This window comes from Aliivibrio sp. 1S175, from assembly GCF_001690985.1.
GTDB lineage: Bacteria > Pseudomonadota > Gammaproteobacteria > Enterobacterales > Vibrionaceae > Aliivibrio.
Genome location: NZ_MAJS01000018.1, coordinates 18,236 through 42,971, shown reverse-complemented (window position 1 = coordinate 42,971; position 24,736 = coordinate 18,236). Strand labels below are relative to the sequence as shown.

Sequence of the window (24,736 nt, the reverse complement as noted above, 5' to 3'; positions counted from 1 at the left end):
TTGATCGATTTGTTTGTATTTCATGCACTTAAATCCATTAATGAAAGAAAATGCTTTTCATTTTTTTAAATTATGGCATATTAGCTAGGTCTTCAAGACATAGCGTACTTCGTATAATGGCTATTACCTCAGCCTTCCAAGCTGATGATGCGGGTTCGATTCCCGCAGTACGCTCCAATCTCTTTTTATCTTCCTCAAGAGATTGTTCCTGTTTTAAAATTCCTATTTATTGAAAATAAAGCGCTTAGTGGCGTGTATTGTTGTATCTGGCGTTTGAGGATCTTTTGATCTTACTTATGATGAAGTGAAGTGAAGTGAAGTGATGGGGTGGCCAAGTGGTGGCTAAATCGGTGTCTACTATTTTATGTATACACCTGCCAGTCAGTATCGTATTTTTTAGTTATATAACGAGAGCAAAGGGTCACCGATTTTATATTTAAACTAACGGTTAGTGGCAGAAGATAATTGCTTATAAAAAATAGGCATAAAAAAAGCCCCGTTTCGAAAAACAGGGCTCTTAGTTGTTTAAGTCAATAATTAGTGACTTATTTCATTTGTAATCTTTAACCACGTATTATTGTGGGTTAAGACCTAGTTGTTCTAGTACCAGTTTAAAGTTAGCACGACGTTCTTTAATGTTATGAACTTCACCAGTAGAACAAACTAAATCAGGGCAACCACGGTTTACAATACCAGATACATCATCAATAAATGATGTGCCTTTCATACCGTTATCAACATACTGCTTAAGTTCGTTGTGGTAGTTCCAGTTACCGTATTGACCAGACTCATCAGGGTAAGCTTGAACTGAAGTAACCCAGTAGAACAGACCTGCAATCCACTTGATTTCTTTATTCTCTTCAGAGCTACAAATTAGGCCTGGGTTCGAACAGAAATCTAAGTCAGCGTATAGTGGATTTTCTGGTGGAGCTTGAACAATGATACCATCAATTTTTTTACCAATTGTCTCAGGGTCAACGTGTGAACGACCTAAGTAATGGTTAAGCGTACCGAAGTTTTGACGGCCAGTCGTTTGAATTACACCACGACCCCACCAACCACAACCTTCCACGTCTGCTTGGCTGCTGCCATCCCAGATGAATTTACCTGCTTTTTGGTCAACGTAAGTTTTACAATCGTCACGTTCCCATACTTGCTTAGAGCCATCTACAGATGTAGGTACATCATTACAGTGACCGCTGTTTGTCCAACGACCAACGCTACCGTTAACAAGTAAACCACGTTCTTCTAGTACTGCATTTGGTGCTGCGAATACAGGAGCAGGAGCGCCATACCATTTAGCATGAGTTAGTGCACTTACTTCCATTTTGTTATCACGAGGACAAGAGTAAGCGTGATCTAAACCAGACTCAGGGTTAACACCGTAATCTGCATATTTTTGACCAAGTTGACCACAGCTTGCAGACATTGGGTAATCTGTCGCTGCGCCGTATTTAATCTCAGCCCAGTTGTTCTCATCACATGCATTGTAGCGAATCGTTTCTTGCATACTTTGTGCTAAGAACGCAGCAATCGCAACTTTTGCATATTTGATGTTTGTTGCATCATCTACATTTTCATCAAGTAACCAGAACTTATTACCGGCAACACCAACGTTATGCATTGCATTTAAGCCTTTCATGAAGTCAGTCCACTTATAAACCGTAGAAGGAACCCATTGTGATTGAGGCGTTTCGTACAAAAATGCAGTGTTGTTCATTGTATCTTCAGCATTCATTAATTCGTTGTTTAACGCATCAATGATAGTTAACTTGCCATTTTCTGTTGATTCACCAACATAGTACAGTGGCATTTTAGCGTCTTGGTAATGCTCAATTTCACTTGTTAATGCAGCGGTGTTTTTGTCAAACAGAATAGCAAATACGTTGCTGAATGCCGCTTTACGAATTTGCGGTTTGTTTGCTTTATCACCCATAAAGTAAGCAGACGCTTGCTCTGTTGGGATATTGCTCAGCATTGCAGGTGTTTTAACAAAATCAGTTACTTGCTTAACGTACTCTAGCGCGTTGTGCCATTGCTCACTAGATAACGCTTCTGTTGAGTTTGATTTAGTGAAAGCAACGAAATCAGCTTTAGTTGCTGCTTCTGCTTTGTAAAGCTCTAATTTATCAAGTAAATCAGCTGTGTAGTTAGAAGCTTTATCCCAAACAGATTGTCTGCCAGAGTGAGTATCAAAAGCAAAATCACCAATGCTTAGAGACCAACCGTAGTTTGCTTCTGGTGCTAGCGTAGAAATGATTAGGTGATGAGCTTGAGCCCAACCTTTCAAGTCATTGCTAAGTGCGTTGATACCATCAATGTCAATCTTGTTGCCAGTGATATCCATTGCTTCAATTAGTGCTTCTTTAACCGCAATGCTGCTTGAAGATAATGCGTTATCTTGTGTCGCTGTATCAAGAACATCACTGTTGATGATGATTGATGCAGAACCTGCTTGTGCAGCTGCTTCAATGATTGATACAAACGTGCTTGTTAGCTTATCTAAATTAGCTAAATCAGCGCTGTTGCTCGCATTAATTGTCAACATTTTTGGTGCTGCTGACGATGGGCTTGCAACAACTAGTGTGTTTGGCCAGCCAGCAACTTCTAGACGAACTGGGTCCATCGGGTTTGGTAGAGAAAGAAGTGGCGCAGTACCTGGTTCTGTACCATCACAATTTAGGTGAAGAGCCCATGAGCTATCACTGCCTGGAAGCGTTTGAGTCCAGTAAATTGCAGAGTAAGCGATGTTGTTATGAACCATAATGTCGCCGCCAGTAGCGTGATCGCCATTTGTCCAGTCAGGGTAAACATTAAAGTCTTTACATAAATCGCCAGTTACCGGTGGCTCAACTGGCGGTTCAATCGTTTCTTCTTCAACGGTGATTTTCACACTTGTTGTAGATGAAAGGTATTGAGCATCAGTAACGATAGCGTTAAAAGTAACGTTACCTGCTTGAGTTGATTGCCACTCACATGTAAATGCTTCTGTGTTAGTTGCATCAAACGAACAGATTTGCGTGTTGTTTGCTTTAACAACCAATGTCGTTAAATCGTTATCTGCATCTGTCGCATTCACAGAAATAGAAACAGTATCATTCACTTTAATTGTTGAGCCATTTGTTGGCGTCACAAAAGTGACCACTGGTGCTACAAAGTCTTCATTAGCATCAGCTTCTACAGTAACAGAGACTGATTTTTGTTCGATTTTTTGGTTATTTTTATCGAAAACGAATACGTTAACTGTTGCACGACCTTCTTCACTTGGTGTCCAAGATTGAGAGTACTGTGTATTGTTTTGGTTAACTGTTTTTTCAGCAAGTTTCGCGTTATTAGCCCAAAACTCAACTTTAGCAGCTAGGTTACCATCAACGTGAGCGTTGATCGTGATCGTTTCATTTGCTTGTAGCACTTGGCCAGTAACAGGAGAAAGGATCGATAATTCAGTTACTTCTGGTTCTGGCTCAGGATCAGGATTTACTGGTTCGTCAGAACATTCAGTTAGTGCCCAGAACCAAGAACTCGCACTTGGCGTTTCCCATACACCCGGATTATTTTGCGCAATAAAACACTGGTTGTCATAAGAAACAACGTCGCCATTTGAAACCTGAGTTTTACCAGGAATAAAAGGAATTACGTCGCCCAAATCAGGATCTGGGGTTGGCTCAGGGTCTGGTGTCGGATCTGGGTCCGGCGTTGGCTCTGGATTAGGCTCACCAGAACATACTGCTGTATCCCAGAACCATGAGTCTGCTGTTGGAGATTCCCACACGCCTGGATTGTTTTTTGCAATAAAACAGTCACCATTAAAAGAAACCATATCGCCATTTTGAACTTTTGTTTCACCAGGAACAAAGGTAGTCATGTTAGATGTCGCGCTTACATCAGCGGCATATAGATACCCACTGAACATAACGCTAGTAATAGCGGCTGTTATTTTATTTATTTTTATCACTGCTTTTTCTTCTTTGTATTTATCTTATCGAGATAAATTTATTAGTTATTAAAGGTGCATAATGGATGGATTATTCATCATAAATATCCAAACCAAATTACACAAAACGCACATATCAATATTTATTTAATATTCAAATCTGAATTTTCGAGCATTCTAACGACAAGAAAAATCATGGATATTGATATTTATCATTTACGTGATCTTGCTTCTGATTTTAATCTTGGCTTTACGGGCTCAATATGTTATACGGTCAATTTTTTGGCTGTTTTACTGGTTTTGGCGCTCTTTATTAACAAATTAACCTGATGAATTTGTTTTATATCAAGAGTGTTGATGTTTCTATTTTGAGATTGTATTGCAAATTTATTTTGCAAAAATAAGTAATCTTACTAACGTAAGTTGAATTATGATTAATTTTCTGTCTCAGTAAGATTTTTATTATGAAGTGTAAGCCTATTAATATTTATCTACTTTTAGATTTTCACAAGCTTATAAACAGCATGGCACTTAGGCTAGTAATTACTATCTCTCTCACGAAGAAAAATTAACTTGAGAGAGAACATCATGAGCAAGCAAACTAACTACAGTAAATACCAAAAACGCGTTATTAAATTTTTAAACGATTTGCTTGGAACTGACACACCTTTCACTTATGAAAGAGCTAAAAATAACCACTTAAAAGTATTGATTGAAGGTATCCCCAAACCAATTTACACAGGCTCAACGCCATCGGATTGCAAATCAATTAATAACTTCATGGCAGAAGTAAAGAGAGAACTCAAAGCCAGAAAAAATCAGACAGAGGAAATGCCACAGCAAGAAAATTTGATATTAACCAGATCACTCGAACAAGCGAATGACAAACTCATTCAGAATTGCGTGAAATCGTTAAGAATACGGATTAGTGCATTAAAAAAACAAGAAGAAGCCAGCATTCTTGATAATCAATGCATTAATGGTATTAATCTAAAACGAATTGAAATTGTAAAACAATCAGTATCACTTGCCTTACAAGCACGTAAACAAGGGTCTTATCTCAAGACTAAAGATCTGAAAATGATTGAAGGCCTGGTGCATAATCATCTTAATTTCATGTTACCGAGCATGGCTTATTATGCAGAGTTATTAAACAGTAAATCAAAATATAAGAATGCTGAAGTTCAGCCGACTACAACTGAATCCTTAAATAACAACGTCATAAGTTTGGAGGATAAAACGCAAACCGCCCAGATAAAAGCGGAAAATAAAATGGCTAAACAAACAAAACAACCAGTGAGTAATAAAAAAATGAATACAAAAAACAGTAATTCAGCCACTGAGTTGATGGCTATGTCGGCTAACAATCGCGTTAGTCTGTTACGCAATTTAACCAAAGCCCAAGCCTTAATGTTAATTGATGACATTAATCAGGCAATGGCTGAAAACCGAGAGGAGGATATAGAGGCGGTGATCAACTTAATTCGAGATAAAGATCTGCCGTTAGAAGCCATTATCTCATGCATGGAAGCGGCGTAAAAGAGATCGTTTAAATATAAGAGCAGCAAGTCTGCTCTTTTTATTGACTGGACATTTAGGCTAAATACTTTCGCAATTCATCCATATTTTTAACAACAATTTGTTGCCCTTGTGGATTAGAATCTAGAACATGAATATCAATATTGTATGAATCTAAAACATATCGTATTAACGCCGCATTTGTATGGATACTTAACGCATTATTCGTCATACCAAAATCATTAGCGATAACAATCATCTGTTGCTTAGTAAAGCGAGAATCAGGTATCAACTCAATGGTGATATCTGTATTCCATAAATCATCTTGTTCCTTTCCCATACCTGTTTTATCGTTAAGGTCAGGAATACCTTGAATTCTGCTTAAAACAAAATCCCTATACCCGTTTGAATGTTCACAATAAGCACGAATATGCCAACGTAGAGGAGTGCAAACAAGGGTATGTGGCGAGATAATTCGCTCGACTTCTAAGCCATCTTTTAGAGGTGTGTAGCATATATCGACACGTTTTTTCTCTCTGATCGCTTGTATCAGTGGGCGCAAAATTGTTGGAGAAATGCTACGAGTTACAGGGCTAACGATCGAAGTATGTTCAAAACCTAGATTTAAGTCATTAAAGGTAAATGTGATATCTTCCGTTCTGGATAATATATGCAGATATTCATCAGTGTGCCCAGACGTTAATTTTGGTGAAAAGGTCTTGCTGGGCTTATAGCCTTTAAGGTGCTTATCATAGATAAGATTACCGGGTGCAATATCACTTAGATATGTATTTATGTCTTTAGATGCTTGTTGGCGGCCAATTCCAAAACTTTGCATTAAATGTTTAGTTGTTAGCCTTCCTTCCCATAAGGAAATCACTTCAATAAGTCGGTACCTTAATAGTAAATCCCATCTTATAGGCCATTTTTTCATTTAGTGACTCCTGTCTATTAATGCGACATGTTTAAGTACTCAGTATTTACCTGTCGCTATCAACGGCATAATATCGAAAGTGTAAATATTAACCAATGGCGGTTGATGTGTAAACGATTTATGGTGGAATGAAGATGGTTAAACCTAAGAGTTTGCTATTTCAGTTACATAAATACTGGGAAATTATTGAGCAATTAACACGACTTTCACGTCAATTAATGTCCTTTGACTTAAAAACTGTCGATCGAATTATTATTAATAGTTCGATAGGAAAACAAGACAGCAATGCAATTAAAAATAGTTTATTGAATGCCGATGTATTGCAAAAATTAACACGAACAGACGATTACCAACTTAATCCTATGGTTTTAGAATTTACCAAAGGATTAACCAGAGAGCATGAATTAGGGTTATCTGAAGTACTAAAAGCTCGTGTTGAAGGCATTAGACATGCGGCAAATTTATTATCAGAGGGGGTAGAAGAATCCAGTAGTGAAAAATTAGCGTCAAGCACCAAGCAGTTGGGGGATCTTTTTCGAAAAATCAGTCTGCAATTAGAGCAGGATAAACACGCAATTATGGAAATTGCAGAGAATGCTAAATCAGCAAGTACAAATATTCCTATTGAGCGTAGATACCGAGAAGTACTTGAAGCTTACGATCAATACGTAGAGCCTATGAATGCCATGCTAGACAGTGGGTCTGGAGGGAGTTTCTATCCTTTATTAGAGCAAACTGAGCGCATTTTAGATAAAGCTGTAGATACATTATCGAAACGTGGCGCATTATATAAACAACGCTTAGCTGTTCGTCAAATAGCATATCAAACCAAAGAGTTACGACTTCAAGGGCGGTTAATCGCGAAAGAGTGTGCTCAGATTTTATTACCTCTTCGTCAGGAAGTTCGTCAACATAATCAAATGACGGCTGTGATGAGTCGTTTATTAAGTGATATTAGAAAGCAAGGGGCAAGCAGAGTACTTGAATCGAGCGCTCTTCCAGGATGGTTAAGAGAAAGAAACAATCGAATACACATTGGAGAATCAACGCGATCATTTATGGCAGAAGTGGTCAATTATCAACCTAAAAAAGTTCAATTTCCAGATGAGGATGATTTACCTCTAGGTGAAGATATTGTTTGGGTAGATGAGAAAGTATTGAAAGCAAAGATTAAAGAAGAATTACCAGTTGATAATTTAATGGATTGGCTTTCTTTACATTATAGCAAATTACCTGATGATGCCTTGTTACGTTTATATCATGAGTTGGTACTAGATAAGCAGTGGTTTGCTTCTGTAAGCCCAGATCAAAGTCAAATTAAATTAAAAACAATCAAGGTTAAATATCACCGACATTCGCTAGAGAGAGGATAATAAATGGACGTTAATAATATCAATTTGACTGAATTACCGCAGTTATCGGTACTGTTTCGATCCTTAACATCAGGTAAGCATTTAAGTCGCAGTTCTGACCCTATTCTTTGGTATGAATTAGAAAAAAATACTGACGTGTATATTGTTTTATTTAAAGCGCTTAATTACAAATTAGAGGTGGATGCTAGAGGGTTTGCTTGGTTTGTTAATGATGAATTAACGGCAACAATGAACACTCAGTCACGAAAGTTAGCCCTGTTTTTCCTTGTGCTATTTGATTATCAAGCGGATACAGGCCAATCTCTGGGATCTTTTTTAGATTGGAAGATTAATTCGACACTGTTAGAAAATGCGTATCCAAGGCATAAAGAATTACTGAGTGCAGAGCAAATTGAGCAAGAAGATTTTATTAAACTCCCTGAGATAGCCGCACGAAATGGATTTATGGTTGAGGAATTTAATTATTGGAAATTATTACCACCAGCTTACCGATATTTAGATCACTTTGAATCTATTGTTGATAACACGAAAGATAAATTGTCAGAAATTATGGAGGATCTAGAACAATGTTAAATCCAGGTTTTCAACGTTTAGTTATGCTAGACAGTGCAGGGTATTCACGAGCAGAGTTGCCGTTAGATGACTCAGTATCCCTTATAGGTAAAAATAATAAAGGCAAAACGAGTTTAATTAATGCGCTTCAATTTCTGTTGATTATTGATAAACGAAGAATGAATTTTGGCGCACATAGTTTATCTAAATCCCAGCATTTCTATTTTCCTAGTAACAGTTCATACATTTTGCTTGAAGTATTACTTCCAGATACCGGCACCGTTGTATTAGGGGCGGTAGGCAAAGGACTTAGTGGTGAATATCAATATTTTGCTTACAAGGGAGAATTGAATAGTAAAGATTATAAGATGGATGATGGAAGTGTTGTAACGCAGCCTAAACTCATCGCGCACCTATCAACACATGGGCATATGGTTTATCGCTATGACGACAAGGAATTTAAAGAGCGTATCTATGGCGGAGCAAGGAAAATACAGCGTGATGAGCCAGATTTTACTGTTTTTAAATTAGAGCATGCGGCAGATGCAAAAATTTATCAGCAAATATTAACCAATACACTGAAGTTAGATAAATTAACGTCGAAATTGGTAAAAGAATATTTACTAATGATATTTACACGTGATTTAGCTAATTCAACGATTGATTTTAAGCAGGAGTGGGAAGCTGCGTTTAATGACGTCAATAGAGATCGTATGCAATATGATGCTGCGCTTAAGAACTCTGTTGTTATTGCGGATATGGATAATAACTATCAACAAAGCTTAACATTGAAAGGGAAAATACTCTGTTTACGACCTTTAATTGATCACGCATTAGAGGAATGGTCAGAGCATTATGAACTGCAAGTTGAACAGGTTGAGAAGAGACTTAACAGTGTATTGCAACAGCAGGAAGAGTTCACTAAAGAGCTGACAAAGAAAACAAATCTCAAGTCTCAGTTAGATCAAAAAATAGCAGGATTAACTAAATCAAATCAAGAACAGTCACGATTAGAAGCAAAATTCACATTAATATCAGATCGTTCAACAATTGAAATGAATGCGAAGTTCGCAAGACAAGCTTATGAAAAACAAGTGTCTATTTGTGAGCAATTAAAGCGTAAACCGTTAGAAGTAATAGATCGAGAACTGAAAAAAGTTAATACTCAAAAATATCAGCTTACTGGTCAATTAAATACATTAGGAAATAACTTATACCTTGAGCTATCAAAGTTGTTATCAAATGAAGAATTAGAAAGGCTAAATAAAGCCTTTAACCAAAATGTGTTTCAGCTGGCATCTGATACTTACACGATTGATATCCAAGCGCTCAAAACTGCATTAATGCAGAGCCCTCAAGATAAATTAACAGCATTAGGGATCACCATCTCGTTAGAACACTTGTTGCCTCAATTTGAGCAATTGACGGAAACCCAGATTAAAGAACAAATTGAACAGATAAATAAAGAGATTAAAGATCTTAATGAATTAAAAGAGGCCAGCCTCCAAGCGAAAAAAGCAGATGACGAAAAAGAACGCCTTGAGAGTGAGTATCAACAACGCGGTATTGATCTAAAAGAATATGACCAATGGCAGTTGTTGAGTTCTGAATCTTCAACCCGTGAATTCGAAATGGAAAAATCACAAAATCAGTGGAACCAACTTAATACTGAGATTGATAGTTCTCCAGAGCGATTAAAAGAATTAAACCAACAAGAACAAAATACGTTAGATAAAAAACGAAACCTTGAAGTTGGAAATAAAACAGTTACTGATTTGCGAGATCAAAGAATAGATAGTCGAGAACTTTTTCAGTATTTAGAGACTCAAAAACACCATACTTGGATAGAAGAAAAAGAGTTGGTATTAGAGAGCCTTCCTGATGATTTAACCGCTTATCATGATGATTGTAAAGAACTTGAAAGCATAACTACGTTACTTAGCCGTCACTTAAAAGATCTGCATATATCAGGGCTTACAAAATATCAAACAGCACAAAGCAGGGATGAAGAAATTAGCAGCATTATCAAATTTAATAATTGTCTTGAAGATGAAAAACGAGCATTAGAAAGAATGGCTCGAAGTTCTGTTGTAAATGTGACCTCTAGTCTGAAAGAACTTCGTAATGGATTAGATACTCTAGAGCACAAGATGCAGCAATTCAATCGATTAATTAGTCATCGTCAACTCTCTGATTTAAGGCTTTTTAAGATAAAAACGATGCCAGAAAAAGCCTTGGTTGATGCCATTGATTTACTGATCACAGAAGCTGGACAATCAGACAGCGAGCAAAACTTTGATTTATTTAATCAAAAAAACATTCTCGATAATGTAGATATAGATCAAGCGAAGCAAATATTGATTGATGAAGGAAATGCGAGACAAGGATTAAAAGTCTCTGATTTATTTCGCCTTGAATTTAGTGTCGCTAAGCATGGACAGGAAGAAGAATCATTTGAAGAAATAGACAGTGCTGCATCGAATGGAACAGTATTAATGGCAAAGTTAGTGACAGGCTTAGCGATGCTTCATTTAATCCAAGATAAGCGTCATCAAGTTAAAGCCGTATGTTATTTAGATGAAGCATTAGCATTAGACAGTATTAATCAAGCAAACTTAATAGAAATAGCCAGAGAGTTTGGTTTTTCGTTAATCTTCGCTTCACCATCGCCGCTAACGACAGTTCGCTATTGCGTGCCAATTAGTCAAAGTCATGGAAAAAACAGTATTGCTCGAAAATCGTGGCAAATATTTGAACAAATTGAGACTGAAGAACTAGAACTAGAACTAGAACTAGAACTAGAGGTAATGTAAATGAGTAAGGCATTAGTGAGTGCACTTCTTAAATTAAATCGTACTTTGTCTAGTTCGCTTTCTGGTAGCCAATTTACTGAAAATCAGAAAGAAGCATTAATGAATTTTGAAACAAAAACTCAAGCAATTCAATGCTTAAAAAAAGGACGAGGAATTACATTTAAAATAATAGATTCTCAAGTAGTAGAAACGCATTTAAATCATCATTCACCAGGCTATGACGGTAGAAATAAGGTGCCTGAACGAGCCGCTAATATCGCATTAAATCGTAATAGTAAAGGTGGTAAATCAAACCATGAAAAAGCATATATATTGCTCAAAACTGTTAATAATCCCTGTTGGATGAGAGAAGGGAAACTAATTATTGAATTGAATCAAAACACTGAACAATTTGGGATCTGTGCGCTTGAGATTGGTAATGAATCTAATACTGATCTGACAACAACCCATTCTATTTGGCTTGTAGAGAATCAAGCATTGTTTGATCAACTCGATTGGTTGCCAACAAATGAACCTACAACGGTTATTTGGTATCGTGGACATTTGAGTAATAAATTAATCGACTGGTTAACGATTAATCGAACAGCTAAAGTCTATCTATTTGCTGATTATGATGGGGTAGGTTTAAATAATTACGCCAGAATTACTACTAAGTTAGGTAATGATGTTGAGTTTTGGTTAATGCCAGAATGGAATCGATTACTCTCTACCTATGGAAGTGATGAAGTATGGAAATCGACAAAAGACGATGTTAATCATTTCTTAAAAACATCTGAACAGTTACTTGCCAATAAAGCCGAATTAAAAGAGCTAATTATAGAAATGCAAAAGCAAGGTTTAGCATTAGAACAAGAAGCGGTTTGGTTGGCTTAATCTCCAGCGGCTATATAATTTAAGTGAAATAAAGAGCATTTCGGTGCTCTTTTTTATTTTGATTTTGAATATCAAAAACAAGCATTCAATTCTCCTACCTATATCATCGTTTTATGTTTTAATTTCTGCTATAAAGCCTCATACGAAAATTTTAAGATAAATACAGGAAAAACCACACAGTTACATAAAATAAAACGTGGTTTACCAAATGGTTAGGTTGCATATGCAAAAATCAAATTTTGAGTTTCTAAAAGGCGTGAATGACTTCTTATATGCCATCGCGCGTGCGGCAGAGAATAACTTTCCAGATGATCCAAATACCACCTTAGTTAAGGTTCGTATTTTTGGCGAAGCCACCGCAAAGCACCTTGCTAAATTATTGGATATTGAAGCACCAGATAATCAACACGAGTTACTGCGTGAGCTAGGAAAAATACCTTTTGTTGATGACAGCATTCTTACTGTTTTTCATAAACTGCGTAAAATCGGTAACAAAGCGGTACATGAGTACCATAACGACTTACAAGATGCAGAGATGTGTTTGCGTTTGGCATTTCGCCTCGCCATCTGGTATTACCGCCTAGTTACCAAACAATTTGACTTTGCTGTTCCTGTTTTTGTACTGCCAAGTTCAGAAAATAGAGGGCAGTTTGAACAAGAAATGCAATCATTAAAACAAGAATTATTGCTTGTTCATCAAGCTGAAGTACAAACAAAAACCGAAATAGAAGCACAAAATGCGAAGCTCACTGCCTTAACGGGCTATATTTCGGTATTAGAAAGTAAACAAGAAGAAACTCAAGGGCAAACGCAAGATCGAATCGCCGCACTTGAGGCACAACTGCAACGCAAAGATAAAGAGATAACCAAGAAAACAGAAGCAGAGCGTAAAGCATATAAAAAACAAATTACCGATCAAGCCGCTTCTCGCTCGTTAGATCTCAGCGAAAGTGAAACTCGCTATCTTATCGATAATCAACTTCGAAAAGCCGGTTGGGATGCCGACAGTAAAGTATTAACTTTTGCCAATGGGACTCGTCCACAAATCGGTCGAAACCTTGCCATTGCAGAGTGGCCAACAAGCAAAGATGAAACAGGAAAGACAGGCTTTGCCGATTACGTCTTATTCATAGGTTTAAAAGCCATGGGTGTTATTGAAGCCAAAAAAGCCAATAAAGACGTGGTGGCAAAACTGAGCGAAGCTTACCGCTACAGCAAATATTTTGATAACGACTTTTTACGTAATGAATTACAGCACGCCGCCACTGATCAAACCGCACTCGCTCTAATTGCCGAATTATTGCCAACCTATTTACCAACATGGTCTGACTCATCCAGTTCAGAGCCGTATAAAATTCCATTTTGTTTTTCTGCCAACGGTCGTGCTTATCGCTCAGCAATAAAAACCAAAAGTGGAATTTGGTATCGTGACGTTCGTCATGCCACAAATATGCCAAAAGCCCTACCAGAATGGCACAGCCCAGAAGAGCTACTTGCCAAACTAGAGAGCGACAACCAACACAATAACCGTTGGTTTAGTGATAATGGCGATATGAGCGATCTCGGTTTGCGTTATTACCAAGAAGAAGCCGTAAAAGCCACAGAAGAGGCAATAACCAAAGGTCAACAAGACATTTTGCTCGCCATGGCAACAGGCACAGGTAAAACACGTACAGCCATTGCCCTAATGTATCGTTTGATCCAATCACAACGCTTTAAACGCATCCTCTTTTTGGTTGATAGAACCTCATTGGGTAAACAAGCGTTAGGTTCGTTTGAAGACACCAACATCAAAGGCGACACGTTTAATAGCATTTTTAATGTAAAAGGGTTAACCGACCGTTTCCCTGAAGACAGCACCAAGATCCACGTAGCAACAGTTCAATCACTGGTAAAACGCACACTGCAAAGTGACGAGACCATGCCTGTTGGCCGTTACGATTGCATTATTATTGATGAAGCCCACCGAGGGTATATTCTTGATAAAGAGCAGACCGAAGGTGAAGAAAAATTCCGTAATGAGTTAGATTTTATCTCCTCATATCGCCGCATTATCGATCATTTTGATGCAGTGAAAATTGCACTAACCGCAACGCCTGCACTGCATACCATTGATATCTTTGGTGGCGATAAGAAGCAGCCAGTGTACCGCTACAGCTATCGAAAAGCCGTGATTGATGGCTTCCTAACCGATCAAGAGCCGCCAATCCGCATCATCACCAAATTGAGTGACGGTGGCGTGTATTTATCGCAAGGCAGCGAGGTTCAACGCTTATCAAACCAAGGCGAGTTAATTAACGACACCTTAAACGATGAACAAGGCTTTGAAGTTGCTGACTTTAACCGAGCATTAATCGCCTCAAACTTCAATAAAGTGGTGTGTGAAGAGTTGGTGCATCATATTGATCCAACCTGCCCGAAAAAAACGTTAGTCTTTTGTGTGAACAATACCCATGCCGATGCCGTGGTGGAAGAGCTGCGAACCGCGTTTAAGGCCAAATACCTGCAATTAGAGCACGATGCAATCATCAAAATCACGGGTGATTCAGATAAAGATTCCAATAAAGTTCAATCCATGATCACCCGTTTTAATAAAGAACGCTTACCTAACATTGTAGTTACGGTGGATTTATTAACTACAGGTATCGATATTCCAAGCATTTGTAATATCGTCTTTATGCGCAAAGTACGCAGCCGTATTTTGTACGAACAAATGAAAGGCCGAGCCACGCGCCTGTGTCCAAAAGTGGGCAAAACCTCATTTAAAATTTTCGATGCGGTCGATCTGTATTCCACACTGCAAAGCGTTGATACCATGCGTCCCGTGGTGGTGCGCCCAACGGTAGAGCTACAAACCTTAGTCAACGAAATTACCGATTCAGAAACCTATAAAACCATAGAAGCGGACGGACGCAGTTTTGCCGAGCACAGTCACGAGCAGTTGATAGCCAAATTGCAACGAATCACTAGCCATGCACACTTTAACCGCGATAAATCCAAAGAGATCGAAGCGCATATAAAGCGATTTGATGAACTGTGTATGGATAACGCCGGGTGTGATTTCTTAGGTTTAGCCAACACGCTTAAAGATAAAGGGCCAAAATGGTCAGCCGAGATCTTCAATGTTATGCCAAACATGGTAGGACGTTTAGAACAGTTAAAGCTAGACATTAATGAACTGCGTGATATGCCGATTTTTACCGATATAGATGATGCGGTGATCAAAGTTGAAATTCTATATGGCGAGCACAAAAATGCCGACGATTTTTTAGAGGCGTTTGATGCTTTAGTTACACGTTCAACTAATCAGCAAGACGCGTTAGACATCATTATTAATCGACCACGAGATTTAACCCGCAAAGGCTTGTTAGAGCTACAAGAATGGTTTGATGCACAACACTTTAACGAACCAACGCTAAAAACCGCATGGAAAGAGAGTAAAAACCAAGACATCGCCGCGCGGTTAATTGGGCATATTCGTCGTGCTGCGATTGGGGATGCGTTATTGCCTTTTGAACAACGTGTCGATATCGCACTAGGTAGAATTAAATCAAGCAAAGAGTGGCAACCCGTTCAACTGCAATGGCTTGATCGCATCGCGAACTCAATAAAAGAGAAAGTCGTGCTTGATGACGACACGTTCAAAACGGGTAACTACAAACGCAATGGTGGAAAACGTAAGCTAATGAGCATCTTTAATGATGAATTAGACGGCATACTCATTCAATTCAATGAATATATGTGGGATGAGCCTGCTTAGGCGAGTACAATTCATCTCAATTTTTATACCGAATTAAATGCATTCAGCGATGGCGTGGATTTCGTCCATCGCACAAATTAATAGAGAAATAACATGAACAATAATGATCTGGTCGCCAAACTGTGGAAATTGTGTGACAACCTGCGTGATGGCGGTGTGTCTTATCAAAACTACGTGAATGAATTGGCGTCGCTGCTGTTTCTTAAAATGTGCCAAGAGACAGGGCAAGAGGATGATTTATTGCCAGAAGGCTTTCGTTGGGCCGATCTAACCGCAAAAATTGGTCAAGAGCAACACCAGTTTTACCGTAACATGTTAGTCCAGCTGGGAACCGATGATCACGCCATTGTTCGTGCTATTTTTCAAAACGTAAACACCACCATTACCCAACCTGCACAGTTAACAGAGCTTGTGTCGAACATGGACAGCTTAGATTGGTATGATGGTGAAAGTGGTAAAAGCCGTGATGATTTTGGTGATATGTACGAAGGCTTATTACAAAAGAACGCCAACGAAACCAAATCAGGCGCAGGCCAATACTTTACACCACGCGCATTAATCAGCACTATTGTGAATGTAATACAGCCACAACCTCGAGAGATCATCCAAGATCCGGCAGCAGGAACGGCAGGCTTCTTAATTGAAGCGGACAAATACATTAAATCAAACACTGACAATTTGTTTGATCTCCCAGATGAAGATCAAGACTTCCAAATGAAAAAAGCTTTTGTTGGTTTAGAGTTAGTACCAGAGACTCGCCGTTTAGCCTTAATGAACTGTTTATTACACGACATTGAAGGCCATGAAAATGATGGTGCGATCCGTCTAGGTAATACCTTAGGCAGCGCAGGTGAAAACCTACCCAAAGCCAACGTGATTTTAACCAACCCACCATTTGGTAGCGCATCAAGCACCAATATCACGCGTACCTTTGTTCACCCAACAGGTAATAAACAACTGTGTTTTATGCAGCACATTTATGATGCCCTAGAGCCGGGCGGCCGTGCAGCGGTGGTTATTCCTGATAACGTCTTATTTGAAGGCGGCAAAGGGGCAGACATTCGTCGTGATTTAATGGACAAATGTAACCTACACACGATTCTAAGGTTGCCAACGGGTATTTTCTACGCAGCAGGGGTAAAAACCAATGTGCTGTTCTTCCAAAAAGGCACGCCAGAGAACCCAAATCAAGACAAAGACTGTACCAAGGAGACATGGGTATTTGACCTACGTACCAACATGAACACTTTTGGTAAGCGCCGCCCATTAACCGAAAAGCACTTTGATGTGTTTGTGAATGCGTATGGCAGCGATGCAAACGGCTTATCTGCTCGTGAAGAAGGGATTTATGAAACGCTAGGCAACATCTTTGCTGAAGGTGAAACAGCAGAAAGCCTAAGCGAGAAAGCGCACAAGGAAAATAGTCTTGAAAACGCCCGCTTCCGCAAATTTAGCCGTGATTACATTCGTGATCAAAAAGGCGACTCGTTAGATATCTCTTGGTTGAAAGATTTAGAAGCCACCAGTGCAGAGAACTTACCAGCACCAGAAGTGTTAGCAGGGGAAGCAATGGCTGAGTTGACTGAGGCTATGTCAGAGATTTATCAGTTGATGCAAGCGCTAGGGGCGGATGATGTAGCTGAGGGGCAGAAGTTGTTGGTGGCAGAGGCGTTTGGGTTGAGAGAGCAGGAAGAGCAGGTTTCAGGATTCAGGGGTGGGGAGCTGGGCGCTCAGGCGCAGGAAGGTGAGCTATGAGTTCGTTGCCGAAAGGGTGGGTAGGGATCTCAATATCAGATGTAGCTGATGTGAAAGGTGGTAAGCGTCTACCTAAAGGGGGAGGTTTTTCTGAAGTAGAAACAAGTTACCCATATATTCGTGTATCAGATTTTGATAATGGGACAGTAAACACCCAAAAATTAAAATTTATTGATAGGGAAACTCATTTAGCTATTTCGAACTATGTAATTAGCTCAAATGATCTGTACATAAGCATCGCAGGAACAATCGGTTTAGTAGGAGATATTCCTAAAACACTAGATGGTGCTAACTTGACTGAAAATGCTGCTAAGTTATGCAATCTGCATATTCTTAATAAAGATTTCCTCAAATACTTTTTGCAGTCACCAAGTGCTTTGCAACAGTTTATTGATAAAACTACATCAAGTGGACAGCCAAAATTAGCTTTATTTAGGATCAAAGATTGTTCGTTAGGGTTAGCCCCACTAGCCGAACAAAAACGCATCGTTGAAAAACTCGATGAGGTATTGGCACAGGTCGATACCATTAAGGCACGTCTGGATGGTATTCCTAGTTTGCTAAAACGCTTCCGCCAATCGGTACTCGCTTCTGCGGTATCGGGTAAGTTGATAGCTGTTAAGACTCCTAGTCTTATGACTATTGGGGATGTGTCTGAGGATATTCGATATGGAACTTCTAAAAAATGTGATTACAAAGGAGGGGATACTCCTGTAATCCGTATTCCTAATATTGGTGATAGAAAACTAGATATTTCAGATTTGAAATCGGCAGATTTCACTGAGAAAGAACTTGAGAAATTAGCTCTTAAGTCGGGTGATCTTTTAGTTATTCGTTCTAATGGTAGCTTAGACCTCGTGGCTAAACCCGCCTTAGTCGAGTCTCAATATGAAGGTTTTTTATATGCTGGCTACTTGATCAGAATTAGGTGCGATAGAGAAAAAGTAATACCAAGCTTTTTGCTAAATGTTTTGAGTTCAAGAGTTGTGAGAAATGTTGTTGAATTGGGTGCTCGCTCGACTAGTGGAGTAAATAATATTAACTCAAAAGAGCTATCTGCCTTAGAGTTTGTACTACCTTCACTAGAAGAACAAAAAGAAATTGTCCGCCTAGTCGACCAGTACTTTGCTTTCGCTGACACCATTGAAGCGCAAGTGAAAAAAGCACAGGCGAGGGTGAATAACTTAACCCAAAGTATTTTAGCTAAGGCGTTTCGTGGTGAGTTGGTGCCGCAAGATCCAAACGATGAACCTGCGGATAAGCTACTTGAGCGCATTGCACAGGCTCGCAGTGAGGCAGAAGCGTTAGCTAAGGCGACAAAAAAAGCCCTTTCCGCCAAGAACGCGGTAAAAAAGAAAGCGCAAAAGGTGTAATAACAATAATGAAATGATAAGAAGTGGCAACCAATATGGATGCCACTTCAGGTTTAATAATATAAAAAATAAAATAAGGATGTTGGCTAGAGTTATGCAAAAAAATATAAGTACTGCCTCAAAGATTTGGCGTGGGACAAAATTGTTTATTAAATGGTTTTGGTTAATAACCATGTGTCTATTAGGCGTAAGTCTGCTTTTGGCTATGCCATTCGCAATGTTTGAATATTCCATCTCCTTATCAGAGTTAGATTTAATTGAAACTCTTTTTATTGTGTTCTTAGTGGTGTTTATCTATCAATACGGAAAACGATGCCGACAGATTGATGCACCGCTAGTAAGAAAAATCATTACACCATGGGTTCATCAAGCGCATTTACTTTTGGTGTTCCTTTTATTATCTATGATAAGCGCATCACTCCTTGGTTTAAACTTGAAGGATCTAGAGAGAATGCCTCTGTTGGATTTATTAGGGTATATTTTGATGGCGGCAACATTCGGATATAGCTATTACCGAATTGGTTTGTTCGCTAAAAAAATAGGTGAAACTGTAGAAGCCATCAGCACTGAAGGAGCAGTAGGATGAAACCTATTAATTACATAATCGCTATTCTTTTCTTGTTTGCACAACCGAGTTATGCGTTGGAACATTCAAACGCTAGACCTGGCAGTGCTGAGTTTCTGATCGCTGCTTGTCAGGAATACACTGAACTTTACAATAAAAAAGACGAGCTGGGTTTCGGTACTTTTCTGACTACCTCAAAAGAAGAAAGCTTCCGCGCTGGCTACTGCCTTGGGGCGGTCATGCATACCAATAGTACATGTTCGTATTCCTATACTCTGTCGGTGTATCAAGCTGCAAAAGTGATTGCTTCGGTTAATGTTAAGCAAAGATACTCCGAGACTAGATTGTTGGAAGATGCAGTATGCCGTTAGTTACAACGAATCAAGCAGTAAAAGACCTATTTGGTATTGAGGGCAGTGAACCATTGCGCTCTAAAGCCAATAGTTATCTGCGCAATGGGGTGATCCCATCATCTTTGGTTGTTGATGATGGGTTTAGCGACGAAAGCATGGGCAAGCGTGGCAAAAAATTACTTAAATCTCAGGCGGTAAATTGTTTATTTAACGCTCTAGTGTTGGATGCTTTTTTCAATGATACGAAATTAATCAAAGCGATTTTTGAGCAATCGAGAACGAGAGTAGCAAACGTAGTCTTGTGTGAAGAAGTATTACTCAAGGCACAAGAAGTAACAACGGTTATTCATTTATCAGACTTAGCACAGCAATTTCTCAGTCAGTTGAAAGATGAATCATTCAATTTACGAGAGCATCGCTTAACATGCCCATTTAATGAGCAGCGCTTGCCGCAAATGGATATGGCACTGCAAAATACAGGGTTGCTTTACCAATTACTTAGAGCACAACGTCTTTCCTTATCACATAAGGAACAAATCTGGCTCTGTTGGCTAGAGCAAGATCTTGCTGCAGCATATCAATTAGCTGACCAAGTAGACTCGGCGCTTTTAGAAAAAGATATAGCATTAAAAGAGATGGTTAAAAGAGTTCGTAGGGAATATCAAGAAGCACAAAGTTTTAATGCGCTATTAAGTTTCCTTCCAGACTAAAAAAACGCTTTTTTGTGCAGTGCACAAGTCAACACTACTCCTATCAACCAAAAGGAGTAGTGTTATGAACCAAGTAAACCAATTAGTAATTAATTATCACATCACTGAGAAGTGCAATTACGATTGCCATTATTGTTACGCAAAATGGGCGAAACCGAACGAAATTCATCGAAATTTAGATGACATGAAGACAGTACTTAGCAATTTGGCTGAGTACTTTCTTTCTCCTAATCCTATCCAGAAACAACTTCAGTATCAAAGCGTCAGACTCAACTTTGCTGGTGGTGAACCTTTACTCCTAAAGCAGCGATTTATTGATGCACTTGATTACGCCATCAAACTTGGCTTTAAGACTTCGATCATCACCAACGGACATTTAATTACCGATCAATTCATTGTAGATCATAGCCATAAACTGCAATTATTAGGTATTAGTTATGACTCTTATAGTATTGAGGGGCAGCAACAAATTGGCAGGATCACTCCAACAGGTAAAGTGTTGTCACCAGAGCGTTTGCAATCAATCTTTAAACAAGTTAAATCTCAATCTCCAACTACCGAGCTAAAAATAAATACAGTGGTGAATCAATATAATACGGAGGAAAACTTCACGGACTTAATAGCTGCGATTCAGCCGAATAAGTGGAAAGTACTGCGTGTTCTACCTGTATTTGATTCGATCCAGCCCATCAGTAATCAGCAATTTAATGCTTTTGTTGATCGCCACCAATCAGTCGCCCATTTCATGTCGGCTGAGAATAATAATTCTATGACCAATTCTTATCTCATGCTTAGTCCTGATGGCGCATTTTTCCAAAATGGAAATAACGAACAAGGCTATTTTAAAAGTCGCTCTTTGCTTACAACCCCAGTTGATATAGCACTAGCTGAAACGGGCTTTGATGCAGCTAAATTTGCACAACGTTATCAATAGGAGGAGGGGATATGAATCATCAACAAGTTACAGGCAGAGATGGTGTAAAAATTAAAATAATCACTCCTAAGGCTCCTCCTCGGATAATAAATAGAGCTAAACGGCTGATTTCAAAAATATTGGCGAAGGATATTTTACGTGGTATGCGGCCTAAAGTGATTCAAAGAAATAAAAAGTGGTTTAGCTATCGAGTGAACCGAAAGTATCGATTATTGGTACTGCGAACACGTTGTAATACAGGCCCTTATTATTGCCTGAGTCATACCGAGTACGAACACTGGGTTAATAATCACTAGAGTATTTAAAAGCCCACTCATCCCGAGTGGGCTTTTTTGTAAGCTTATAAAAGTAAAAATCCCAGTGATTATTTTATTATCAATTGACCGAATAGGTGATTGTTTACTCGGTCAGATTTATAAAGCGTGACGGTTGTCTTAGTTGAGGTTAATAACATAATTATCACTAGTTATTCGCTAAGTATAATAGCCGGATTAATGGGTCGGTGTAACCCTAACCAATGAGAATCAGCATGAATACAAAGTTTGTAGCAGAGTGGAAGTTGTCTAATGAGCAAGCCATTGATATGGCTAAAATGGATCTTCAAACCATAATAAAAAATGAAATAAATTCATTTGTTCATCCTACAACGCAGCAGACCAGCAATAATTCCGCATTGGTTCGTGCATTAAATAGCTGTTTTTCAAAAGTAGAAAAAGATTTTAATTCTGAGCGATGGGTGTGCTTTGAAGATGATATTTATTTTGATAAACAAGCCAAAGGTTTTTGGCAATTTTCACAAGATAAGATAAGCATTTCCCCATCTGGGATGTCTGAAATAAAACTGTTGCGTAAAATATATAATACGGGCCAAGGTAATAAAAATGATTGGGGAGTGCCGACATTTAATACTCTAAAGAGATTAACAAATTTAAGTAAAACCCCTTTTCGTATCGTTAATGGACGTTATCATATAAATAATTGTTATTTATATAAAATTAATCATAAAGTGCAGGGCTTTAATTGTGATTCTGGTTGTTTTGAAAAATCTAATACAGGAAGTTATATCCCTTTTTTAGCCCAATCAAAAATGGCTAGCCAAGGGCTTCGTTGTTTATTTATCAATGTCATCATGAATGGATTTACTCCAGTCAAACTTAAGAATGACCAACTATATAAAAAGATCATATCGACATTAAATGATAAGAAAACATCTACTGATTTAGATAGAAAAAGTAATTCATTTAAGGAGGAAATGTTATCTCACCAGATAATCCAAGGACTATTAAATGAAGATACTATTCGTGCGGATATGGTGCCTTATCATGCTAAAACTCTGGAAGATACTGAGTTAGGTCATTGGTCTTTATGGACTGATGAACTTGAAGCTAACGGACAACAAACATTAACGTTGCCAACGCCATTAGTGGCACGCGATCCAAAATCAAGCATTAATGAAGGTGTGGTAGGGATCGATTTTGGTACCAAAAGTACCGTAGTGGTTTATCAAAAAGAGAACGATAATATTCACCCAATGCGAATTGGCACGGGTGATTTAAGCTCAAGAATTGAGTCTTTCCATTATGAAAACCCAACCATTATGGAGTTTAAAGATTTAGAAGCCTTTATTGATGCTTACGATGTAAAGGCGAATAAACCTTATACTCGTTGGCAAGATTTAACGATTTCGCATACGGCTCAGAATGCCATGATGGGAAGTGAATCGGCCAAATTTAATACTTTCCTGGATGAAATTAAACAATGGGCAGGGGATAAGAATAGAAAGCTTAAAATTGTAGGGCAAAAAGGAAAGATAATCGATCTCCCTCCATTTTTACAATTAGCCGAAGGCGATTTTAATCCAATTGAAATTTATGCTTATTATTTAGGTTTATATATTAATAATCTAAATAACGGCATTTTTATGGATTATATCTTATCTTTCCCAGTGACTTATGAGATGCCGATTCGAGATAAGATCATTGAAAGCTTCAGAAAAGGGTTAATGAAATCACTTCCAGCAGAGTTGGGCAGTGAAGCACTTTCACAATTGAACGTAATGAAAGGCACAAGTGAGCCAGCCGCTTACGCATTAATCGCATTAAAAGAGAATCACTTCGAGCCAGAAGGTGACGAGCGTATTTTCTATGGCGTGTTTGATTTTGGCGGTGGTACAACCGATTTTGATTTTGGTATTTATAGAGAAGCAACGGGTAAAAAAGAGCGTCGTTATGATTATGTCATTGAGCATTTTGGGGCCAATGGCGATAAATTCCTTGGAGGTGAAAACTTACTTGAATTGCTGGCGTTTGAGATCTTTAAAAAGAACAAAAATGCGTTATTAGCAAAAAGCATTCAGTTTGAAAAACACCCCGAGAAAGATCATTTTGCAGGTAGCGAGGTCTTATTAAGTCATTCTCAAGAGGCAAAAACCAACACCAAGCAGCTTTGTATCGCTCTGCGTCCATTCTGGGAAGAGTATGAAGACTTCAGTTTTGATGCTTCTGGTGAGCTAACGATAACATTAACGGACATTCACGGAGTTCAGCATAGCGCTTTCTCTTTGGATATTGACGCTGATGAGTTAAAGGTGATTTTAGCATCGCGTATCGAGCGTGGGGTAGAAAACTTCTTTAATGCTTTACGTCTGGCTTTTTCAAATTCACAGCAGTCACTGCATGATATTAATAAAGTAAATATTTTCTTAGCGGGTAACTCAAGCCAATCAAGTATTGTGCAAGCCCTGTTTGATAAATACATTGCCATTGAGAACGCAGCGATTGGTCTTGCACAAGGAGAAAGTCACTTTGTGTTATTTCCGCCGTTGGGTTCAGACAAGAATGATGTAGAGAAACCAACAGGTAAAACAGGGGTGGCGTTTGGTTTAGTTGAATCTCGAAAGGGCGGCAGCATTAAAGTTATCGACAATAATGTGGAAGATAACGATATTCGCTTCAAGTTCTACCTTGGCGAGAGCCGTAAGAAATGCTTTAACTCCCTTATTGATAGAGAAACGCCATTTGGTCAGTGGGTCGATTTTATCGATGCGAGTGATGATGTATTTGAGTTGTATTACACCGAGCAACCAGCAGTAAGTACAAGTAAAATTTCTATTACAGACAGCAGTATTAAAAAGAAAATCATCAAGCTTGATGTGATTGATGAAGAGGCAATGGTGTATGTACGAATTATCTCTCCTACTGAAGTGGAATACGTCATTGCCTATGAAGATGACATCGAAAACAACCAATATTTAAATAACATCAACACCATTACGTTGGCATAAGAATTA

Annotated in this window: 16 protein-coding genes and 1 tRNA gene; 15 read left to right on the top strand and 2 right to left on the bottom strand. The window is 38.6% G+C overall.

Annotated elements, in window-relative coordinates:
- Nucleotides 1-102: 102 nt before the first annotated feature.
- Nucleotides 103-177: transfer RNA gene (locus tag A6E06_RS08475), tRNA-Gly, on the top strand.
- A gap of 397 nt (nt 178-574) precedes the next feature.
- On the opposite strand, the gene A6E06_RS08470 is transcribed toward A6E06_RS08475, so the two are convergent.
- Nucleotides 575-3,955, bottom strand: a complete 3,381-nt coding sequence (locus tag A6E06_RS08470; protein WP_065592537.1) for an Ig-like domain-containing protein — start codon at nt 3,953-3,955, stop codon at nt 575-577.
- Nucleotides 3,956-4,522: 567 nt separating this feature from the next.
- Here A6E06_RS08470 and A6E06_RS08465 point away from each other — a divergent pair.
- Nucleotides 4,523-5,473, top strand: coding sequence for a hypothetical protein (locus A6E06_RS08465; protein WP_065592536.1), 951 nt, complete (start codon nt 4,523-4,525; stop codon nt 5,471-5,473).
- 55 nt (nt 5,474-5,528) lie between these two features.
- Here the strand turns inward: A6E06_RS08465 and A6E06_RS08460 are convergent, their stop codons facing one another.
- Nucleotides 5,529-6,386 (bottom strand): YafY family protein, encoded by an 858-nt coding sequence (locus A6E06_RS08460; RefSeq protein ID WP_065592535.1) that lies wholly within the window; start codon nt 6,384-6,386, stop codon nt 5,529-5,531.
- A gap of 134 nt (nt 6,387-6,520) precedes the next feature.
- On the opposite strand from A6E06_RS08460, the gene A6E06_RS08455 reads away from it, so the two are divergent.
- From A6E06_RS08455 to A6E06_RS08395, 13 genes are all read left to right on the top strand, one after another.
- Nucleotides 6,521-7,759, top strand: a complete 1,239-nt coding sequence (locus A6E06_RS08455) for a hypothetical protein (RefSeq protein ID WP_065592534.1) — start codon at nt 6,521-6,523, stop codon at nt 7,757-7,759.
- A 3-nt stretch (nt 7,760-7,762) separates the two neighbouring features.
- On the top strand, nt 7,763-8,332 hold the full coding sequence (locus A6E06_RS08450; protein WP_065592533.1) for a hypothetical protein: 570 nt from the start codon (nt 7,763-7,765) through the stop codon (nt 8,330-8,332).
- A complete protein-coding gene (locus tag A6E06_RS08445; protein ID WP_065592532.1) occupies nt 8,326-11,124 on the top strand; it encodes a hypothetical protein in 2,799 nt (932 codons plus the stop codon). Before A6E06_RS08450 ends, A6E06_RS08445 begins: the two co-directional genes overlap by 7 nt.
- Entirely contained in the window at nt 11,125-11,997 is an 873-nt protein-coding gene (locus A6E06_RS08440; RefSeq protein WP_065592531.1) for a Wadjet anti-phage system protein JetD domain-containing protein, read from the top strand.
- A gap of 223 nt (nt 11,998-12,220) precedes the next feature.
- Nucleotides 12,221-15,757 (top strand): type I restriction-modification system endonuclease, encoded by a 3,537-nt coding sequence (hsdR, locus tag A6E06_RS08435; RefSeq protein ID WP_065592530.1) that lies wholly within the window; start codon nt 12,221-12,223, stop codon nt 15,755-15,757.
- A 93-nt stretch (nt 15,758-15,850) separates the two neighbouring features.
- Nucleotides 15,851-17,512, top strand: coding sequence for an N-6 DNA methylase (locus A6E06_RS08430; RefSeq protein WP_065592529.1), 1,662 nt, complete (start codon nt 15,851-15,853; stop codon nt 17,510-17,512).
- Nucleotides 17,509-18,885 carry a restriction endonuclease subunit S gene (locus A6E06_RS08425; protein WP_065592528.1) on the top strand — a complete coding sequence of 459 codons (1,377 nt, stop codon included), beginning with the start codon at nt 17,509-17,511 and terminating at the stop codon, nt 18,883-18,885. The genes A6E06_RS08430 and A6E06_RS08425 overlap by 4 nt, the downstream gene beginning before the upstream one ends.
- Before the next feature lie 94 nt (nt 18,886-18,979).
- Nucleotides 18,980-19,471, top strand: coding sequence for a hypothetical protein (locus tag A6E06_RS08420; protein ID WP_141676924.1), 492 nt, complete (start codon nt 18,980-18,982; stop codon nt 19,469-19,471).
- Complete coding sequence (locus tag A6E06_RS08415) at nt 19,468-19,821, top strand: hypothetical protein (protein ID WP_065592526.1); 354 nt, start codon at nt 19,468-19,470, stop codon at nt 19,819-19,821. The genes A6E06_RS08420 and A6E06_RS08415 overlap by 4 nt, the downstream gene beginning before the upstream one ends.
- Nucleotides 19,812-20,513: a hypothetical protein gene (locus A6E06_RS08410; protein ID WP_065592525.1), complete on the top strand. Its 702-nt coding sequence runs from the start codon at nt 19,812-19,814 to the stop codon at nt 20,511-20,513. The genes A6E06_RS08415 and A6E06_RS08410 overlap by 10 nt, the downstream gene beginning before the upstream one ends.
- Nucleotides 20,514-20,577: 64 nt before the next feature.
- Entirely contained in the window at nt 20,578-21,447 is an 870-nt protein-coding gene (locus tag A6E06_RS08405; RefSeq protein WP_065592524.1) for a viperin family antiviral radical SAM protein, read from the top strand.
- A gap of 11 nt (nt 21,448-21,458) precedes the next feature.
- Entirely contained in the window at nt 21,459-21,743 is a 285-nt protein-coding gene (locus tag A6E06_RS08400; RefSeq protein ID WP_065592523.1) for a hypothetical protein, read from the top strand.
- Between the two features lie 233 nt (nt 21,744-21,976).
- Nucleotides 21,977-24,730 carry a molecular chaperone DnaK gene (locus tag A6E06_RS08395; RefSeq protein WP_065592522.1) on the top strand — a complete coding sequence of 918 codons (2,754 nt, stop codon included), beginning with the start codon at nt 21,977-21,979 and terminating at the stop codon, nt 24,728-24,730.
- Nucleotides 24,731-24,736: the final 6 nt, after the last annotated feature.

Coding starts and splice junctions, on each gene's coding strand:
- A6E06_RS08395 (WP_065592522.1), top strand. CDS start 21,977: ATGAATACAAAGTTTGTAGCAGAGTGGAAGTTGTCTAATGAGCAAGCC.
- A6E06_RS08415 (WP_065592526.1), top strand. CDS start 19,468: ATGAAACCTATTAATTACATAATCGCTATTCTTTTCTTGTTTGCACAA.
- A6E06_RS08420 (WP_141676924.1), top strand. CDS start 18,980: ATGCAAAAAAATATAAGTACTGCCTCAAAGATTTGGCGTGGGACAAAA.
- hsdR (WP_065592530.1), top strand. CDS start 12,221: ATGCAAAAATCAAATTTTGAGTTTCTAAAAGGCGTGAATGACTTCTTA.
- A6E06_RS08450 (WP_065592533.1), top strand. CDS start 7,763: ATGGACGTTAATAATATCAATTTGACTGAATTACCGCAGTTATCGGTA.
- A6E06_RS08465 (WP_065592536.1), top strand. CDS start 4,523: ATGAGCAAGCAAACTAACTACAGTAAATACCAAAAACGCGTTATTAAA.
- A6E06_RS08425 (WP_065592528.1), top strand. CDS start 17,509: ATGAGTTCGTTGCCGAAAGGGTGGGTAGGGATCTCAATATCAGATGTA.
- A6E06_RS08445 (WP_065592532.1), top strand. CDS start 8,326: ATGTTAAATCCAGGTTTTCAACGTTTAGTTATGCTAGACAGTGCAGGG.
- A6E06_RS08460 (WP_065592535.1), bottom strand. CDS start 6,386: ATGAAAAAATGGCCTATAAGATGGGATTTACTATTAAGGTACCGACTT.
- A6E06_RS08410 (WP_065592525.1), top strand. CDS start 19,812: ATGCCGTTAGTTACAACGAATCAAGCAGTAAAAGACCTATTTGGTATT.
- A6E06_RS08430 (WP_065592529.1), top strand. CDS start 15,851: ATGAACAATAATGATCTGGTCGCCAAACTGTGGAAATTGTGTGACAAC.
- A6E06_RS08400 (WP_065592523.1), top strand. CDS start 21,459: ATGAATCATCAACAAGTTACAGGCAGAGATGGTGTAAAAATTAAAATA.
- A6E06_RS08455 (WP_065592534.1), top strand. CDS start 6,521: ATGGTTAAACCTAAGAGTTTGCTATTTCAGTTACATAAATACTGGGAA.
- A6E06_RS08405 (WP_065592524.1), top strand. CDS start 20,578: ATGAACCAAGTAAACCAATTAGTAATTAATTATCACATCACTGAGAAG.
- A6E06_RS08440 (WP_065592531.1), top strand. CDS start 11,125: ATGAGTAAGGCATTAGTGAGTGCACTTCTTAAATTAAATCGTACTTTG.